Raw genomic sequence first — 16,685 nt, forward strand, 5'->3', positions numbered from 1 at the left:
ATCGGCTAAACGGAACTGGACACCGGAACCGGCGGAAAATGATCGGACCAGCGATTGGGCTGGTGAAACGAACAAGCAGGAAGGCTGTGGAGTTTACCCGGAAATGGGTTTTTCTACAGTCTCGTTAGGTCCTATTAATGAAAGTGTTATTACGCAGATCTTGGTTTCGGATTACGCTAGTTGCTATAGCGCTGATTGCTGTGGCTGCAGCCTATCCACACTTTGATGAAGTCAGGCTCAGAGAAAATGTAACAGATGCCTTACGGTCAACAACTCTTTTGTTCGCCGTCTGCACAGCTCTGTCGTTATCAATGTTGAATAACTACATTAAAGGTTTAAAGGATTCTGCTATCAGCCACATCTCCAACATTAGAGCAATGTTGGAAAGCTATTACGATAAGTTCAATGAATCAGAAGACGAAAATTTGCAAGAGATTGTTAATGAATATATTCTTCCGTTACTTTCCTTCTCTACCCATGAATGGTTGGCACACGACTCACTGAATCCTGTGTTAAGTCGAATTGTCGACCCTCTAACTAGATTGGTTGAGACTAATCCAGAAATCGCCCCACGATATTTTCTGCGACTCGAAGACGAGATTAATGAGCTCGGTATTAATTACGTAAAGCGGGTCATCTCTGGCCTCCATGCAAAAAATCGTGGGGTCTTTTGTTCTCATAAGTGTAGGCATTGTTACCATATTCTTGGTGGCCTTACTGCCAAACAGCTTTAATTTCAATTTTGTTGCCGTTCTAGCCGCGACAGCTGTAATAATGTTTGCGGTCTTAGAGCTTCTGTTGTTAGTGAGTTACCTTCGGCAGGAGGCACGAGAAGAACTCCCAGAGGAAGGAACTGATGAGATGGACGGCGAGAAGACCTAATCAGGGCGTGCACGGTGACGCCCATTACATTGCGACTTCGAATCCATTCCATAGGCGCACGTGCTGCAAGCGTTAGAGGGCAAGGTATGTCTTGCGGTTCGGATGATTTTACGTTCAGAAAATTTCCAGCGAATAGTTGGGAAAAAGAAGTTAAACAATACATCTCCGGGTTGGACTCTTCAACGGACAGGATTTGGTACAGGAGCCCAACCCACAAAAAGCTTAATGAAGAACTAGTTACTCTCGGTTATTACGTCAAATATGATCGAGGTGAGGTCGATCATATTTGGTTCCAATTACTCAGGAGTGCTGAGAGCGCGGACGGTGAAATTGGCGAAGGGGAGGAGGTCACGGAAAGAGTTCAAATTGCTATAGCGCACTATCAAGCAGAAGAAGCAAAGCTAGATGATCGAATGGAGTCTGGCCAGGAACCGGTTGATAGTGGCTGGGCTTCAGAACGCTTGGTTATTTTGCGGGACCGCATTATTGATCGGCTGTCAAAGAAAGCTAATAAACACTATTCGGGAGTTGGGACACTGTGTGTCGGCTCAAAAGGTTGGTTCGTGCGAAGGGCACTAGCAGAACACCCCTCTTTAATCGAGGATCTCAGAACTCATTGGAAAACGATAAACGACGGCACCTTCAGGAAAGTGGTGATCGTTGACACGGATTTAGTCGGTAGTGGGACGTACTGTGTCCTCTAACAAGGTGGTCAACGGGACGCTGGACTTCCCCCACTTTGCGGCTCCAAAACCGCTGCAAAGCTTAACGTTGATGTCACAACATTCCGTGCTGCGCCTCCTCCAGGCGTGTCCGGAACTTCAACGCAGAAACACTGCTGCAAGTAAATTTGTGCTTTTCGTCGCTTTTAACGAGCTCGCTACCAATTTTCCGGATCTGTTTGAGTGACCACTTGATGCCGGGCCTGGCGCCAACAGGGGCCACCGGCTTGGGGACGTAGTCCATCCATTCCGAACAGTCCCTGGATTCGGCAACCATCTGGCCGACCACACGGACTACGTCTTCGTTAATGGGTGAAATGCGCGCGGCCATACCCTCGTTGATGAAAGCACCGATAACTTTACGGACGTAGGTGCGATCTCTGTCCTTGATCTCGACTTGCTCAGACATGGTTTACCTCCTTGTGATGGATTCAATAACGGTGTCGAAAGAGCGGTCCGTGGCTTCCACTATCATGAAGAAGCGCTCGCTCTTTTCGTCGGCAATGTAGGCCGTGTTCCTGGCCTCCGAGCGGAACAGGTAGCCATTTATGCCTTCCTGGATCTCAATGACCTCGTGCTCTTCCGCGTCTTCCAGCATGCTTTTGCGTGCCGGGAGAAAGTCGGGGTTATCGGGTTCTTCTTCGCCATAGACGGCTTTGACGAACTCAGAGGGGGTAAGGTCCTGCGGAAAGGAGGATTCCTGGTAGTCGATCACGGAGAGCGTGATTCTGGAATCATCCTTGAAGCGGACTGAGAGGCTGTCCTTGATAACGCCCAGCTGATTGATTTCGGCTTCCGGCAGGGTGATTGAGTGTTGCCAGATGCTGACCGGGATTCTGTTGGCGGTATCAGAGCACCCTTGCAGGGCAAGAAACAGAAGTACGGAAAGGCAGGTAATGGAGAGCGTTTTCCATTTCATGTGGGTTCATTCCTTTGAAGATCGCTGATGCAAAATCGTGTTGATTGGGGGAATGATACTTGGCCGGATTTTTGTGTCAATTTGAAGGGTATGGGTGCCGGTCTGATGGCCAACCTAGACGCCATCGGCCTCGATGCCAGCGCCATCGACAGAGTCCTCACCACTCACAAGCATTCCCGCCATGTCGGCCGGAGTCATGTAGATTTCAGAGGGCTGGTCTTGCTGCGATCGACTAAAAACGCAACGTCAGCCCCGCGCTCGCTTCCACCTGAATAAAGCCACTGCTATCAAAGACGGCCGTACACCCGCCGGAGCAGAACACAGCGCCGCCACTGTCGAGGACTGTGTAGATGCCTCGCAGATCAAATCGCATCAGCAGGTTCTCTTGCAGAGGCAGTTTGTAGCCTCCGCCCAGGGAGATGGAAGCACGGTTATGGTCTCTGAGGCCATTCGGTTTGGGCTCCAGCCGGGTCAGACCCGCCACGCCGGACACAAATGGGCCGGTCGTCCCGCCTTCGGGGAAATACAGGCCCCCGAGCTGCAACTGGTAGATCACCACATCCAGGGCAGTAGCCGGCGGGGTGAAAAGGGGCTCGGAGGAACGGACCCGGGTTTCCTGTCGGGCGACGTAGAGTTCCAGCTGTTTGCCCGGCTCCGCCAGATCCGCGTTCAGGGTCAGGCCCAGGCTGCGGGAGTCGTCGAAGGTCAGATCCTCCGTGGTGCTGGCGCCGGCAGTGCGGACTTCAAAATCCCCGCCCAGCCGGTATCCGACAAACGGGGTCAGCTCCACGCCGGCCTGTGCAGCCATGGGCAGCAGGCAGGCGGAAAGCACCAGGCTGTGGCGTCGACCCATGGCGAGTCTCCTCTGGAATAGGGAACCGTTATTCCCTGAGCTTCAGAACCAGTTGACCGTCCTCAACATGAACGCTGTCGATGCCCTCTGAAAAGGATCGCCAGAATCCCGGGTCGTCAGCGAACTCGTTGACCAGATCAACGTTCTTAAGGTTGCCCAGCCACGCGTTGGGAAGGGGCACACCCATGACGCTGACGCCCTTGAGTCTGACGACGCGCTTGTCGTTGTTAACGGCCAGCTCCACACCGGCATGAACCCGCAGGGTCTGCCCGCCGAGCACGGGGAAACCCTCCTCAAGCGGCACCAGCAGCACGACACTGAGCAGGTCCTGGGACAGATCAACCGCCAGCTTCCGGGCCAGATCCGTGTTGTTCGCCAGCATCCCGTTGAGTTCACGCTCACTCAAGCGAACCTCCCTGCTGGCGCCCTCCTCGCTGTAGGGTTCGGGCTCCGCGGCAGGATTTGAGGGTTGCCGCGCATCAACGCCCAGGACCTGCAGCTTGCTCTGGAGTGTTCGCTGTTCGGAGGTGTTCAGTTCAACGGGCTCGAACGCTTCAACAAAGACATACTGGCTCAAGACCCAGTAACTGATCCCGGCGGTGACAACCATGGCGAGCAGTACAATCCCCAGTACCTGCCAGCCACTGAAGCCCTTTTTGACAGCTTGGCTCTGTGCCTGCTGACCGGATTCGTCCATAACGGGCTCGTCTCTCACGGATGCCTCACCTTACCCCTCTTCACGGTTCATCTTCTCGCAATCCTGCCCAGGCCGCTACCACCCGCCGGATCATGACCGGATCGGCCAAGTCCCGGGAACTGGTCGGCGAGCATCATTCGGATTTTCCGGGGATGGGGTTGGGTTTTGCCACATGTTTAACGGCCTACGCTTTAGCGCACCCAGGTCCTGAGTGCAGTATTCCCCTTATCTTTTCGGTGCGGTATCGTTTGGGCTCAGGAGGTGTTTTATGAACCCAAGTATCAGAGACTTGCCCGTAGACGAGCGTATCCAGCTCGTGGAAGACGTCTGGGACAGCATCGCTGAAGATCAGCAAAAGCTTGAGTTGACTCAGGCGCAGCGCGAAGAACTGGATCGAAGGCTGAATGCTTATGAGCAGGATGGCCAATCAGGCAGTGATGCTGGAGCAGTTCTGGAAGGGATACGCCGGAGACTATGACTTACAACGTTCGGATTCGTCCGGACGCCGAGAGGGATATTGAAGACGCAGCCCAATGGTATGAGTTGCAGCGCCAGGGATTGGGGCATGAATTCATGGATTCGGTGGAGCAGACACTGAATCGCATCAGTGAGAACCCTTCCCTTTACCCTGTTGTTCACAGAGACTCACGCCGAGCTCTGATCAGGAAATTTCCTTTTGGCGTTCATTATGTGGTTACCGGGGATTCGGTTGTGGTGATTGCGGTTATGCACGTACGCCGTGATCCGCGCCGATGGAAAAGTAGAACCTGAACTCAGGACCAATATGCTTCTCAAGCGCAGAAAAACAAACTAGAAGCTGCGTACAGTGGTGTTCGGCGATGCTGGAAAAGTTCGTATCCGAGAAAACGGTGCTCCTTTGGATCATCTCCACTTTCAGCTTTACTCTCGTTCTCGCACTGCTGGGCGGTTTGATTATCCTCGGAATCGACGGCTGCTGGCCCATAGGCAGCAGCCACGCGGCGAGCAATTGTCTGTCAGGAATAGAGCCAGGTTTCCTATCTTTTATGCCCTCCATACTCGGAGCAATAGCTGGCACCGTCTGGACGATCAGGGAGCGAAAGGTACCCTGAAAAGGAGATTGTAAGCCTCTAAACAGTAGATCCTGAGAGCGTGCTACCGGGCCACTCGCCGGACCATTCCGGGAACTGATCGCCGGGCACCATCTGGATTTTCCGGGGATTGGTCATCTGGCCGAGGACAGTGGTGAATTTCGGTTTTTGCCGCATGTTTGGAGGCCTACGGTTTGATCAGAACCAGTTAGGGTTGTAGCTGGTTTAAGATTTCTCTATTTTGTTAAGTATGGCTATACGAAATAGAGAAAAACTAAACCAGTTAACCCAATTACTTCCGGAAGGCCTCCTGGTGGATGCGGCGTGGCTGGAGCGGCATGGTTATTCCCGTGCGCTACGTAGTCAGTACGTTACTGCTGGCTGGCTGGAGCAGCCGGTACGAGGTGTGTTTCGTCGGCCGCGAGGGGAGGTGAGTTGGGAGCAGGTTGTAATCTCCCTCCAGACCCTGCTGCAGTACCCGGTTTCAGTAGGTGGCCGCACTGCTCTGGAATTTCAGGGCTATGCCCATTATCTCCCGTTCCAGCAGCTGCAGGTCCATCTTTACTCGGATGTGAAGTTGCCAGGCTGGGTGAACAAACTTCCGATTGAACCGGAGTTTGTGGTGCATAACCGTCAGCGGTTTCTGCCCGCCGTGGAATTGCCATCCTGGGCAACTTCTTTGACAGACTCATCCGCTGGAAGCGGGACGCCGCTTCCGGGAGCTTTAAGGGTTAGCTCCTGGGGCCACTGGAGCTGGCCCTTGATCGTTTCCACGCCTGAGCGCGCCTACCTGGAGTTCCTGGATGAGTTACCGAACCGAGGGACCTTTCACATGGCGGATACGTTTATGGAAGGGCTGGGCAACCTTCGGCCCCGGTACTTGCAGTCGCTGTTGGAATCCACACGCAGCATTAAGGTGAAGCGGCTGTTCTTTTTCTTCGCTGACCGCGAACGTCACGCGTGGCTTAAGCGTATCGACCGAAACCGGATTAATCTGGGATCCGGGAAGCGAATGCTGGTTAAGGGGGGAGTCCTGGACCAGGAATATCAGATTACCGTACCGACTGAATTTGCCAGGGAGGAAGGCAATGGCATTTAACGAGCAATATCGACGTCAGGTTGAGTTGCTGGTTCGAATCCTGCCACATGTGGCTGAGGAGGGCTGTTTCGGCCTGAAGGGCGGCACTGCCATCAATCTCTTTGTCAGGGATATGCCCCGTCTATCGGTGGACATCGATCTGACCTATCTGCCCATCGAGCCATGGGCTCGTTCATTGGCCGAAATCGACGCGGCACTGAAGCGCATTGAATCCCGTATCCAGTCCTCAGAGCCTGACGCTCGGATAACGCGGTCAACACCCGCCAGCCAGGATGAGATCACCAAACTGCTCATCCGCTCCCGGGATGGTGTACAGATCAAAATTGAGGTGACTCCGGTCCTGAGAGGCGCGGTCTATGAGGCTCAATGGATGCCGGTCTCACAGTCGGTGGAAGATGATTTTGGCTTTGCAGAGGCACAGGTTCTTTCCTTTGCGGATCTCTATGCCGGGAAGATTATTGCGGCCCTGGATCGTCAGCACCCAAGGGATCTGTTTGACGTTCACCATCTACTCGCGACCGAAGGGATCAATGAGTCGCTTCGAGCCGCGCTGATCGTCTACTTGGTCAGTCATGACCACTCGCCTCATTCCCTGCTTGATCCAATTCGGAAGGACATCACCCAGGATTTCATGCAGAGTTTTGCTGGTATGGCTGATGACGGGGTAACTCTGGAACAGTTGATAGAGGCCAGGGAACAGGTGATCGCGGACGTTGTGAAAAACATGCCGGATTCCCACAAGCAGTTTCTTCGGTCATTTTACCAACGTAAACCGGACTGGGAGCTGGTTGGGCTCCAAGGAGCCGAAAAGCTTCCCGCTGTACGCTGGCGAGAGCTGAACCTGGATCGATCCGGGGAGGGGACTTGTGATGCGATCCTGCGTAAGCTTGAAAACGTTATTTGAGTGGTGGAGGGAATATGGACAACATCAAATTGGAACAGGATGAGCAGGAAGTTCTGGACGCGTTTGAGGCCGAGGAGTTTGTGTCTGCCCTGGATGACGAGCGTCGCGATTACATCGCTAAAGCTGCAGAAGAATCCCTTAGAGAGGGTTGAGCCTTGAGGCGTTGCAGCGGCGCGCCCTGACAGAATGCTTCCAGGCCGCGCACCGCGTCATCGCCGCCGCCGGTTTGTCGTATTCCTCGTACTCAAGCAATGTTTTGACTGTGTTTAAAGGAAACACATACTACCCTTTGTTTTGTTGTCTTTCTCTCGGAGCGGCGTATGTACCGAGTCAGGCGTATTGTGTTTCTGGCGGCCATAGTGGCTGTGGTTGGCTGCACAAATGATCAGGGGCAGGCCCGTACCCTTCAGGCCATCAAGGAGGAGGGGACACTGGTGGTGCTGACCCGTAATGCGCCGACCACCTGGTATCTGGGGCGGGATGGCAAACCCACGGGGCCCGAGTACGATATGGTCGAGGCCTTTGCCTCGCACCTGGGTGTTGACGTGTCATACAACATCAAGCCGTCGATCCGCTCCATCATCGAAGGCATTGAAAACGGCGAAGGGGATCTGGCCGCGGCTGGGTTGACGATTACCCCCAAACGCCAGGAACGCTTTCGTTTCGGGCCGCCCTACCAGGATGTGACCCAGCAGGTTGTGTGCCGTCGCGATAACGTCCAGCCCGAGTCTGTTGAGGAGCTGGTGGGGCTGGAACTTACTGTGATCGCGGATAGCAGCTATGTGGAGCGACTGGAAGCGCTTAAAGAGAGCCATCCTGAGCTTGAGTGGCAAACCGTGGATAACCGCTCGACTGAGCAGCTCCTCTACGACGTCTGGCAGCGCGAGATCGACTGCACCATTGCGGACTCCAATATTGTCGATCACAACCGGCGTTACTTCCCGGAGCTGATCGCGCCGTTCAACCTCAACCGTTCAGAGTCACTGGGCTGGATGATGGCGCAGCCGCGCAAGGACCTTGAGAGCGCCGTTGCGTCCTGGCTGGAATCGTTCAGGAAGAGCGGGCGTTTGGAGGTCGTGAAAGAGCATTATTACGGCTACTTTGAGGTTTTTGATTACGTGGACACGCGCCGTTTGATCCGCAGGGTCGACGAGCGCTACCCGAAATACCGAAGCTATTTCGAGACGGCCGCTGAACAATACGATCTTCCTTATATTCTGCTTTCCGCCCAGGGGTATCAGGAGTCGCACTGGCGTGCACGTGCCCGCAGCCCGACCGGGGTCCGGGGGATCATGATGCTGACGCTGAACACGGCAAAAGAAGTGGGCGTGGATAACCGGCTGGATCCCAAACAAAGTATCTTCGGGGGTGCCAAATACCTGGCGAAGCTTAAGAATGAGCGCTTCTCGGATAAGGTAGAAGAACCGGACCGCACCTGGCTGGCACTGGCGGCCTATAACGTCGGGCGTGGCCACCTGCATGATGCCCAGCGGCTGGCGCGGGAACAGGACCTCAATCCGCACCGCTGGGGCGACGTCAAGCAGGTATTACCCCTGCTTTCGAAGAAGTTCATTTACCAGAATCTCAAATACGGTTATGCGCGAGGTTACGAGCCGGTGCGTTATGTCCAGAGGATTCGCGAGTATCAGCATATCCTGGAAAATGAGATTGAGGTGTTGTCAGTCGAGCCGCCGGATCCCGAATAACAGGGCATGCATCCCGCCCATGTGTCCGGGACTGGCTGATGTCGACTTTTTTTACATCATTGTTGGAAAACACCGGCAGCACCTGCCGGATCATGGACTAACCCTCTATGTTCCCTGCATTTATTTTTTATGGCCTCAGAATTGCTTTCAGAGGAAGAGACATTCAATTTCATGCAGAGGAAGCAGTCCATGAAAGCTACAGCATTCACCCGCAAAGGTCTTTTCTTCGGTGCGCTTTTGCTCGCCGCCGGTACCACAAACGCCAACCTGATTGGTAATGGCAGTTTCGAGAATCCCAATATCGCACCGGGCACCTGGGAATATTTTGAAGGCGCGGACACTGTTGATGTGCCGGATTGGGAAGGCAACAGCATCGAAATCTGGGATAGCGGCATGGTCAGTTTTGAGGCCAAAGAGGGCGATCAGTTCGCCGAACTGAATGCTCACCCCGACCTTGGTTCAGATTTCGGTATCTACCAGGACTTCAGTACTGTCACCGGGCAATGGTATGACCTCTCGTTTGCATACCGTGCTCGCGTAAACAGCCTCGAAGTTTTCAGCGTCGCGGTTACTGACATGATCATCAACAACCTGAGCGAAACAATGGATGACCACACCACGTCAGGTTGGTCGGTTTATGAAGGATCGTTTAAGGCGACCTCTGCCAGCTCACGCCTGAAGTTCGCCAGTGTCGCCCCGGACGGAACACTCGGCAACTTTCTGGATGACGTATCCGTGACAGCCTCGGTGCCTGAGCCCGGCACCCTCGCGCTGCTCGGACTCGGTCTGGCGGGCCTTGGTATCTCAGCGCGTCGTCGATAAGTTGTCCCCTTTAGCGGGCGCGGCGACATCCCTGAGAGTGCGCCCACCATGCTGACGCCTTTTGGTTTCATCACGGGCCGGTCATTATGAACGGCCCGTTCACCTCCCACGAACGTCTCCCGGCAGCCTTATTCAGGGGTCATCCGGTTGCTTGAACCAATCTGCCACACAGGCGCGCCTTGCAAAGGAAAACTTTCCTGAATGCTGCGGGGATTCGCTGACTGGAATCGTTTGTGAATGCGGGGCCATCGATTATTCTGGCTACTTGAGCCCCCTTCCCGAGTAACGCGATGAAACAATGGTCAAGAGCAACCCTGCAGGAACATCGTTCAGCGCTCACCGCTGCATTGATTCTGCTGGGCGTGATTCTCTGGATGCTCTCGGGCACGCTCCGGGATTCGACATCCCAGATCGAGCCGTCGGTGTCGGACAAGGCTGATAACCGCATGTCCGTGCGCGTCCTGGAGTCCACCAACCAGACCATTCGGGACCAGATCATCATCAGTGGTCGAACGCTGGCCGACCGATCGGTGGCTGTGAAAGCGGAAACCGACGGCGTTGTCCAGAGGCTCCATTTCGAGCGCGGCGATCGGGTGAACGAAGGCGATATGCTGGTTGAGCTGGCCATGGAAGATCGCGAAGCTCGCTTGCTCGAGGCGCGCTCCCTGGTGGAGCAGCGTGAGATCGAGTATCGCGGCGCGCAGGCGTTGCGACAGAAGGACTCGATTGCAGAGAACGAGCTGGCCCGGGCAAAAGCAGCGCTGGAGTCGGCGCGGGCTCAGCTCAGGATGGCGCTGGAGGAAGCCAGGCGCACACGGCTGAAAGCGCCCATTGAGGGTGTTGTGGAAACCCGGGACGTTGAGGTGGGCGATTTCCTGAACCGCGGCGCACCCGTGACCACCCTTGTGGATCTCAACCCGATCCGTGTGAAAGGCTCTCTGTCGGAACGCTATCTGAATCGCATCGAGCCCGGAAGCCCTGCCAGCGTGACACTGATCAACGGCTCCGAGCACGAGGGCGAGGTGGCCTTTGTGGGTCGTGTCGCCAGTCCAAAAACCCGGACCTTCCCGGTTGAAGTGGTTATCGACAACCCCGAGGGGGACATCATTGAAGGGCTTACCGCCGAAGTCACCCTCTCTGCGGGAACCGTGGTCGCCCACCGTCTGCCTTCGTCAATATTGACTCTGGCGGATGACGGCACACTCGGCGTTAAGGGGGTGAGCGACAACAGCGAGGTCGTCTTTTACCCGGTGGAGGTTGTGCGTGACACGCCCGAGGGCGTGTGGCTCACCGGACTCCCCGAGACGGTCCAGCTCATCGTCGTGGGGCAGGAATTCGTCAGTGCCGGTCAGAAGGTCGAAACCGTGCCCTATGAAGGCCTGGCTGCGCCAGGAGCATCGGGATGAGCGGCTGGATTGAATGGCTGTTCACCCGCCACCGGGCCGTATTATCCGCACTGGCGCTCTTGTTGATTGCAGGGACCTGGGCCTACACCGATATCGCCAAGGAGGCGGAGCCGGATGTGGACATTCCCTTCATCTTCGTTCATCTGGGCCTGGAGGGGGTATCACCCGAGGATGCCGAGCGCCTGCTGATCCGGCCCATGGAGGTGGAGCTGCGTGGCATTGATGGGCTGAAGGAAATGCAGGCGACCGCCACCGAAGGCGGTGGTCAGATCGTGCTGGAATTCGACGCCGGTTTTAATGCTGATGCGGTGCTCCAGGACGTTAAGGATGCTGTCGACAAAGCCGAGCCGGAACTCCCTGCCAATGCCGACGACCCTGTGGTCGAGGAGGTCAACACCAGTATCTTCCCGGTGTTGCTGGTCACACTCGCTGGCGATCTGCCGGAACGAACGCTTCAGCAGCTGGCTCGCACCACCCGGGATGAAATCGAGTCCATCACCAGTGTGCTGGATGTGACCATCGCGGGTGAGCGCGAGGAGGTCGTGGAGGTCATCGTCGATCCACTGAAAGTGGAAAGCTACGGCTTACAGGTCGGCGAGATTATCCAGTACCTGAGTCGCTCCAATCGGCTCGTGGCCACGGGGAATCTGGATACCGGGGAAGGGCGCTTCGCGATCAAGGTGCCGGGGCTGTTCGAGACCGCTGAGGACGTGCTCAACATGCCGGTGAAGGTCGACGGCGATGCCGTCGTGCGATTTCGCGACATTGCTTCGGTCAAGCGGACCTTCAAGGACGCCGATGGGCATGCCCGCGTGGACGGCTTGCCGGCGGTGACGCTTGAGGTCACCAAGCGCACCGGTGAGAACGTGATCGATACAGTGGCGGCGGTGCGCGCCAAAGTTGATGCCCTGGAAGCCGACTGGCCTTCGAATCTGGTGGTCTCCTACAGCCAGGATCAGTCCGAGTTCATCGAGATGATGCTCACGGACCTGGAGAACCACGTTGTCAGCGCCGTGGTGCTGGTGATGGTTGTGGTTGTCGGCGTACTGGGGCTGCGCTCCGGGCTGCTGGTGGGCATTTCCATTCCGGGGTCCTTCCTGGCCAGCATTCTTGTTCTCCATCTGCTCGGTTATACCGTGAACATGGTGGTGCTGTTCGCGTTGATCCTGGCCATCGGGGTTCTGGTGGACGGTGCCATCATGGTGGTGGAGTACGCCGAACGCCACATGGCAGCCGGTGAAAGCCGCTACCGTGCCTATGTCCTGGCGGTGCGGCGCATGAGCAGCCCCATTGTGTCAGCCACCCTGACCACGCTGGCCGCCTTCGTGCCGATGCTGTTCTGGCCCGGGCTTGTGGGTGAGTTCATGCGCTACTTCCCCATCACCCTCATAACGACGCTGACAGCTTCCCTGCTGATGGCGCTGATCTTTGTGCCCACCCTTGGAGCCCATATGGGCAGGGCCGGTGCTGAAGCAGCATGGCAACGGCGCAACCTGCAGGCGGCTGAAAACGGTGACCTGAGTCAGATTACCGGCCCGGCTCGGCATTACCTCAGGGTGCTGGACAAAGCATTGGATCATCCGGGGCGCGTGCTGGGGCTTACCCTCGTGGGCCTGCTTGCTGCCTGGTTGCTCTACGGTGCTTTCGGTAAGGGCGTCGAATTCTTCCCCAAGGTGGAGCCGGATTTCGCGACCCTGATGGTCCATGCCAGGGGTAACCTCTCCGTTGAGCAGAAGGACGCTTTGGTTCGCGAAGTGGAGGCCGAAGTGCTCGCTTTCGATGAGGCTTTCGAGAGTGTCTACGCACGCACCGCCGGCGACAGTGGCTTCAGTTTCATGGGCGACGTGGCTGAAGATGTAATTGGACGTGTTTCCATCGAATTTGATGACTGGGACAAGCGCCCGCCCGCCAATGAGATCCTGCAGGCGATTCGCGAACGCACGGATCAGCTGGCCGGGGTTCAGGTCGAAGTGCGTAAGCTGGAGGCCGGCCCGCCCGTCGGGAAACCGGTTCAGTTACTGTTGAGCGCGAACAATCCGGGCCTCCTGCCAGAGGCGGTTGGAATCGTGAGCCAGCGTTTCAGGTCCCTGAAGGGACTGACGGACATCGAGGATGACCGCCCGTTGCCCGGGATCGAGTGGGAGCTGCAGGTGGATCGTGCCCAGGCGGCCAAGTTCGGGCTTGATGTCACCACCATTGGCAACGCTGCCCAGCTGGTCACCAATGGATTGCGCATCGGCAGCTATCGGCCCGACGACACGGATGAAGAGATCGACATTGTGGTGCGCTACCCCGAACGTTGGCGGACCCTGGACCAGCTGGATCAGCTCCGGGTTACCACGGCTGGCGGAGCGGTGCCCATCAGCAACTTCATCGAGCGCCGGGCCGAACCCAAGGTGGATAACCTGCGACGGGTGGACGCCGTTCGTGCCATGTCGGTGCGCGCGAATACCGCCCCCGGCGTGCTCGCCGACGATAAGGTCCGCGAGCTGCGCGATTGGCTTGCCACGGATCCGCTTCCGGATGGCGTCAGCTATGAGTTCAAGGGGGAGGATGAGGAGCAGCGTGCTGCTGAAGCGTTTCTTGTTCGTGCCCTTTTCGTCGCGCTTTTCCTGATGGCCGTGATTCTGGTGACCCAGTTCAACAGCTTCTTCAGCGCCGCCCTGGTGCTTTCCGCCGTGGTGGTCTCAACCATCGGGGCCTTCCTCGGGCTGCTGCTGACGAATCAGGCCTTCTCCATTGTCGTAACCGGTATGGGCATCATTGCGCTTGCCGGGGTTGTGGTGAACGACAACATCGTGCTGATTGATACCCACGACCGGCTCCAGAAGCGCGTCGCCGACCCACGGGAAGTCATACTGCGCACCGGCCTGCTGCGACTGCGCCCGGTGGTGCTGACCACCGTCACCACGATTCTGGGCCTGATGCCCATGATGCTGCGCGTGAATATTGACCTGTTTAACCGCGAAGTGGCCTTTGGGGCGCCCATTACCGAATGGTGGCTGAGTCTGGCCACGGCCATTGTGTTCGGGCTGGCCTTTGCGACGATCCTGACGCTGATTATTACGCCCTGTGCTCTGATGGCGCGGGTCAAACTGCGGCAACGCGCCTGGGGCTGAGCTCATGCTCGTTGATTAAATTGTGCGGTTCACCATCTCCGTTCAACCGCCGGTGTTGAACAGGTGGAAGTACTGCAGAAGGATCTCGTTGCCCATGGTTCTGCCGACCGCGTCGGCCGCGGCGTTGTGGGGCGCCTCCAGGTCGCGGATGCGGTAGGAGAGGGTCCACTGGCTTTTGATGGGGTGGTTCCAGTACTGCAGCCCCAGGGTCAACGTGGAGAACCGCCGCTCCGGATGTCCCTGGTTGGCGAATTCATCCGCATCGAATTCGTTGAGCCGGTTCAGGACGTCGTAGCGCGCCTGTAGCGCCAGCTTGTTGGGCTTTACGAACCAGGCGGCGTCCAGGTACCAGCCGTCGAACTCGTTGTCCTCGCCGGGGGCCATCCGCGGAGTGACGTCGCCGATGTCCTCACCCGGGTTCGCGAAGGGCGGATTGGTGCCGTTGTAGACCATGCCGTTGCCGAAGACGTACTCCCCGGAGAAGCGCCAGGGCTGGCGGTAGTAGTGGAAGCCCAGGCCGTAGCGGTTGCGTTCGAACTCGTCGCCTTCGTCGATGGTGCCGTCCCCGCCGGCATCGAAGACCCGCTCCCCCTGCTGGCCCCAGGCGAAGAACTTGATGTCCTCCCGGCGCGGGTTGCCGCGGTGGACGCCGTCGAAGACGTAGGCAGCCTGGGCGCGCATGTAGAGGTCGCGGTTGTCGTCGTTGTCGCTGCGGTTGATGCCGTTGCCATTGCCCAGCCCGGCGGCCCAGGTGCCCTCCCAGTGCTCGGAGATCCGGAACTCGTCGAAGGCCATGGCGCCGATATCGCGGTAGGAGCTGATGGAGCCGTCGAAGCCGGTGAGGCTCTCGTCATTACCACCAGGGTTCTGGCGCACGTACCGCTCCAGGACCTGCTGCCGGCTCACCTCCGAGAAGCTGATGTAGTCGTAGGCGGGAATTGCGCGCAGCCCCTCGTCCACCAGCGGCCACTGGAACTGGCCGATACGCAGGCTGACACCGGGCTCCCAGATGTCGTCGCTGCCGCCGCCAGCGAAATGGCGGAAGGTCATGGAGGCATCGGTGAGCTGGGGGCTGGGGCTGCCGCCGTCGGGGTCGGCCAGGCGGGTGATGCCGTTGTTGCCCCACTCGGTGAGGAAGAAGTAGTGGATGTCCTCGTCAGTGTTGTTCAACGCTCCGCGCACGCCAACCCGAGCCTGGGAGAGGTTGAAGCCGGAGCTGCTGGAGCGGTCCGGGGAGAGAGTGTTGAAGATGGGGCGCTGACCGTTGGGTGCCTTGTCGCTGTCGTCGATGTCGCGGTAGGTCGGCTGGATGAAGCCGAAGACCGACATGGTCGGGGCGCCCTCGGGCGCCTCGGCGCTGTTGAGTACCAGCCAGTTGGCGGCGCCGGCTGGCGCGGTGACCAGGGCCAGCGCCGTCGCGAGCGCGAGGCGCACGTGGGTGCCGTTCATGATGGATTCCTCGTGGCTGTTCGCGATCACATGTCCGGGTCGTTACTGCGTGCCCTCTCCAAGGGTGTGGCCGCGTACCTCCTGGTTGTAGAGACAGGCGTGGTCATGCCACTTCTCTGCAGTGCTGGCCTTGTCGCCCTCCCAGCGGGGATCCTGGGGCCGCTCATGGCTGTTCATATAGGCGGACACGTCCCACGCTTCCTGGTCGGAGAGGGCGGCGTGCTTTTTCACGGGGTTGGCCTTGCCCAGGGGCATGTTGTACTTGATGAAACCGGCTGCGGTGTTGATGCGGTGCATGCCGGCGCCCCAGTTATAGGCCTTCTCGCCCCACAGAGGCGGGAAGATCTGCTTGCCGTCGGCGGTGAACTTGCCGCTGCCGTCCCCGGAGTGGCAGACGGCGCATTGGGCCTCGTAGATGGACTTCCCGCGGGAGATGGAGTAGCCGTCCTCCGGTTTCTCGACACTGCGGTAGCCACGCCCGGGCAGGTTCTCGCCGAGAGGGGCGCCCCTGGCGGACCAGAACATGAATGACTGCATGTCTTTCAGGAGCTGACTGTCCGGCTTCGGCGGGCCGCCGGCCTCGGAGGCTCCAGCGTTCATCGAGTAGGTGAAGCAGCCGCGGATGCGCTCATCCATGGTATTCACGTGGTCGTTCTTGCCACGGTATTTGGGGTAGATCCCCCAGGCGCCCCACATGGGCGAGGAGTTGGCGGCCATGCCGCCACCCAGGTGGCAGTTGGCGCAGTTCTGGCCGTTGCCTACGTGGCGTTTGGCCTCCGGGTGCTGCAGCGTGTTGACGAAGGCCTCCATGCCGCTGCGTACGGCTTCGCCGAACTCGCCCTCGGGCAGCTCGTCCATGCCGGGGTAGTCGAAGTAGCTCTCGCCCTTGGCCTCGGGCGCCTCTTCCAGCTCCACCTGCTTGGTGAGGGTCTCATCGTCCTGGGCGAGCGCCGAAGCGGGGATGAGAAGGGCGGCTGCCAGGAAAAGCGCGGTGTGGCGGGCGAGCCCGTTGGTATCCTGATGGGTCTTGTTCACGA

General features: G+C 57.8%; 17 protein-coding genes. 11 read left to right on the forward strand and 6 right to left on the reverse strand.

The genetic code is table 11. The annotated features are described in order from the left end of the window. The first annotated feature begins 137 nt into the window (after positions 1 to 137). Both GLW01_RS00005 and GLW01_RS00010 read left to right on the forward strand, forming a co-directional pair. Positions 138 to 734, forward strand: a complete 597-nt coding sequence (locus GLW01_RS00005) for a hypothetical protein (protein WP_160897668.1) — start codon at positions 138 to 140, stop codon at positions 732 to 734. Between the two features lie 234 nt (positions 735 to 968). Further along, a complete protein-coding gene (locus GLW01_RS00010; RefSeq protein WP_160897669.1) occupies positions 969 to 1,586 on the forward strand; it encodes a hypothetical protein in 618 nt (205 codons plus the stop codon). A 73-nt stretch (positions 1,587 to 1,659) separates the two neighbouring features. Here the strand turns inward: GLW01_RS00010 and GLW01_RS00015 are convergent, their stop codons facing one another. The 4 genes from GLW01_RS00015 to GLW01_RS00030 all read right to left on the reverse strand — a co-directional run bounded on the left by GLW01_RS00015 (position 1,660) and on the right by GLW01_RS00030 (position 4,091). Next, complete coding sequence (locus GLW01_RS00015) at positions 1,660 to 2,013, reverse strand: hypothetical protein (RefSeq protein WP_160897670.1); 354 nt, start codon at positions 2,011 to 2,013, stop codon at positions 1,660 to 1,662. Positions 2,014 to 2,016: 3 nt separating this feature from the next. Continuing rightward, positions 2,017 to 2,523 carry a hypothetical protein gene (locus GLW01_RS00020; RefSeq protein ID WP_160897671.1) on the reverse strand — a complete coding sequence of 169 codons (507 nt, stop codon included), beginning with the start codon at positions 2,521 to 2,523 and terminating at the stop codon, positions 2,017 to 2,019. Positions 2,524 to 2,755: 232 nt separating this feature from the next. Continuing rightward, entirely contained in the window at positions 2,756 to 3,376 is a 621-nt protein-coding gene (locus GLW01_RS00025) for a hypothetical protein (protein ID WP_160897672.1), read from the reverse strand. Between the two features lie 28 nt (positions 3,377 to 3,404). Beyond that, entirely contained in the window at positions 3,405 to 4,091 is a 687-nt protein-coding gene (locus GLW01_RS00030) for a hypothetical protein (RefSeq protein ID WP_202405489.1), read from the reverse strand. Positions 4,092 to 4,341: 250 nt separating this feature from the next. Here GLW01_RS00030 and GLW01_RS00035 point away from each other — a divergent pair, with 250 nt between their 5' ends. From GLW01_RS00035 to GLW01_RS00075, 9 genes are all read left to right on the forward strand, one after another. After that, a complete protein-coding gene (locus tag GLW01_RS00035; protein ID WP_160897673.1) occupies positions 4,342 to 4,551 on the forward strand; it encodes an addiction module protein in 210 nt (69 codons plus the stop codon). Continuing rightward, on the forward strand, positions 4,548 to 4,844 hold the full coding sequence (locus GLW01_RS00040; protein WP_160897674.1) for a type II toxin-antitoxin system RelE/ParE family toxin: 297 nt from the start codon (positions 4,548 to 4,550) through the stop codon (positions 4,842 to 4,844). Before GLW01_RS00035 ends, GLW01_RS00040 begins: the two co-directional genes overlap by 4 nt. Positions 4,845 to 5,393: 549 nt before the next feature. Beyond that, positions 5,394 to 6,242 carry a type IV toxin-antitoxin system AbiEi family antitoxin domain-containing protein gene (locus tag GLW01_RS00045; protein WP_160898096.1) on the forward strand — a complete coding sequence of 283 codons (849 nt, stop codon included), beginning with the start codon at positions 5,394 to 5,396 and terminating at the stop codon, positions 6,240 to 6,242. Then, positions 6,232 to 7,146: a nucleotidyl transferase AbiEii/AbiGii toxin family protein gene (locus GLW01_RS00050; protein ID WP_160897675.1), complete on the forward strand. Its 915-nt coding sequence runs from the start codon at positions 6,232 to 6,234 to the stop codon at positions 7,144 to 7,146. Before GLW01_RS00045 ends, GLW01_RS00050 begins: the two co-directional genes overlap by 11 nt. Before the next feature lie 14 nt (positions 7,147 to 7,160). Further along, positions 7,161 to 7,298, forward strand: a complete 138-nt coding sequence (locus GLW01_RS00055; RefSeq protein ID WP_160897676.1) for a hypothetical protein — start codon at positions 7,161 to 7,163, stop codon at positions 7,296 to 7,298. Positions 7,299 to 7,466: 168 nt separating this feature from the next. Beyond that, complete coding sequence (gene mltF / locus GLW01_RS00060; protein WP_160897677.1) at positions 7,467 to 8,852, forward strand: membrane-bound lytic murein transglycosylase MltF; 1,386 nt, start codon at positions 7,467 to 7,469, stop codon at positions 8,850 to 8,852. 189 nt (positions 8,853 to 9,041) lie between these two features. Continuing rightward, positions 9,042 to 9,674: a DUF642 domain-containing protein gene (locus GLW01_RS00065; protein WP_160897678.1), complete on the forward strand. Its 633-nt coding sequence runs from the start codon at positions 9,042 to 9,044 to the stop codon at positions 9,672 to 9,674. Positions 9,675 to 9,964: 290 nt separating this feature from the next. Then, the gene (locus GLW01_RS00070) at positions 9,965 to 11,080 is read left to right on the forward strand and encodes an efflux RND transporter periplasmic adaptor subunit (protein WP_160897679.1); all 1,116 of its coding nucleotides are present in this window, start codon (positions 9,965 to 9,967) and stop codon (positions 11,078 to 11,080) included. Continuing rightward, complete coding sequence (locus tag GLW01_RS00075) at positions 11,077 to 14,199, forward strand: efflux RND transporter permease subunit (protein ID WP_160897680.1); 3,123 nt, start codon at positions 11,077 to 11,079, stop codon at positions 14,197 to 14,199. The genes GLW01_RS00070 and GLW01_RS00075 overlap by 4 nt, the downstream gene beginning before the upstream one ends. A 42-nt stretch (positions 14,200 to 14,241) precedes the next feature. Here GLW01_RS00075 and GLW01_RS00080 read toward each other — a convergent pair whose 3' ends face one another. Next, positions 14,242 to 15,648: a hypothetical protein gene (locus GLW01_RS00080; RefSeq protein ID WP_160897681.1), complete on the reverse strand. Its 1,407-nt coding sequence runs from the start codon at positions 15,646 to 15,648 to the stop codon at positions 14,242 to 14,244. Positions 15,649 to 15,690: 42 nt separating this feature from the next. After that, complete coding sequence (locus GLW01_RS15770) at positions 15,691 to 16,683, reverse strand: c-type cytochrome (RefSeq protein ID WP_202405491.1); 993 nt, start codon at positions 16,681 to 16,683, stop codon at positions 15,691 to 15,693. Positions 16,684 to 16,685: the final 2 nt, after the last annotated feature.

Origin of the sequence: Vreelandella halophila, from assembly GCF_009856365.1 — a bacterium.
GTDB lineage: Bacteria > Pseudomonadota > Gammaproteobacteria > Pseudomonadales > Oleiphilaceae > Halospina > Halospina utahensis_B.

What these genes read in the sequence shown, in the direction of transcription:
- GLW01_RS00005 (WP_160897668.1), top strand. Translation starts at nt 138, where the DNA reads ATGAAAGTGTTATTACGCAGATCTTGGTTTCGGATTACGCTAGTTGCT.
- GLW01_RS00010 (WP_160897669.1), top strand. Translation starts at nt 969, where the DNA reads ATGTCTTGCGGTTCGGATGATTTTACGTTCAGAAAATTTCCAGCGAAT.
- GLW01_RS00015 (WP_160897670.1), bottom strand. Translation starts at nt 2,013, where the DNA reads ATGTCTGAGCAAGTCGAGATCAAGGACAGAGATCGCACCTACGTCCGT.
- GLW01_RS00020 (WP_160897671.1), bottom strand. Translation starts at nt 2,523, where the DNA reads ATGAAATGGAAAACGCTCTCCATTACCTGCCTTTCCGTACTTCTGTTT.
- GLW01_RS00025 (WP_160897672.1), bottom strand. Translation starts at nt 3,376, where the DNA reads ATGGGTCGACGCCACAGCCTGGTGCTTTCCGCCTGCCTGCTGCCCATG.
- GLW01_RS00035 (WP_160897673.1), top strand. Translation starts at nt 4,342, where the DNA reads ATGAACCCAAGTATCAGAGACTTGCCCGTAGACGAGCGTATCCAGCTC.
- GLW01_RS00040 (WP_160897674.1), top strand. Translation starts at nt 4,548, where the DNA reads ATGACTTACAACGTTCGGATTCGTCCGGACGCCGAGAGGGATATTGAA.
- GLW01_RS00045 (WP_160898096.1), top strand. Translation starts at nt 5,394, where the DNA reads ATGGCTATACGAAATAGAGAAAAACTAAACCAGTTAACCCAATTACTT.
- GLW01_RS00050 (WP_160897675.1), top strand. Translation starts at nt 6,232, where the DNA reads ATGGCATTTAACGAGCAATATCGACGTCAGGTTGAGTTGCTGGTTCGA.
- GLW01_RS00055 (WP_160897676.1), top strand. Translation starts at nt 7,161, where the DNA reads ATGGACAACATCAAATTGGAACAGGATGAGCAGGAAGTTCTGGACGCG.
- mltF (WP_160897677.1), top strand. Translation starts at nt 7,467, where the DNA reads ATGTACCGAGTCAGGCGTATTGTGTTTCTGGCGGCCATAGTGGCTGTG.
- GLW01_RS00065 (WP_160897678.1), top strand. Translation starts at nt 9,042, where the DNA reads ATGAAAGCTACAGCATTCACCCGCAAAGGTCTTTTCTTCGGTGCGCTT.
- GLW01_RS00070 (WP_160897679.1), top strand. Translation starts at nt 9,965, where the DNA reads ATGAAACAATGGTCAAGAGCAACCCTGCAGGAACATCGTTCAGCGCTC.
- GLW01_RS00075 (WP_160897680.1), top strand. Translation starts at nt 11,077, where the DNA reads ATGAGCGGCTGGATTGAATGGCTGTTCACCCGCCACCGGGCCGTATTA.
- GLW01_RS00080 (WP_160897681.1), bottom strand. Translation starts at nt 15,648, where the DNA reads ATGAACGGCACCCACGTGCGCCTCGCGCTCGCGACGGCGCTGGCCCTG.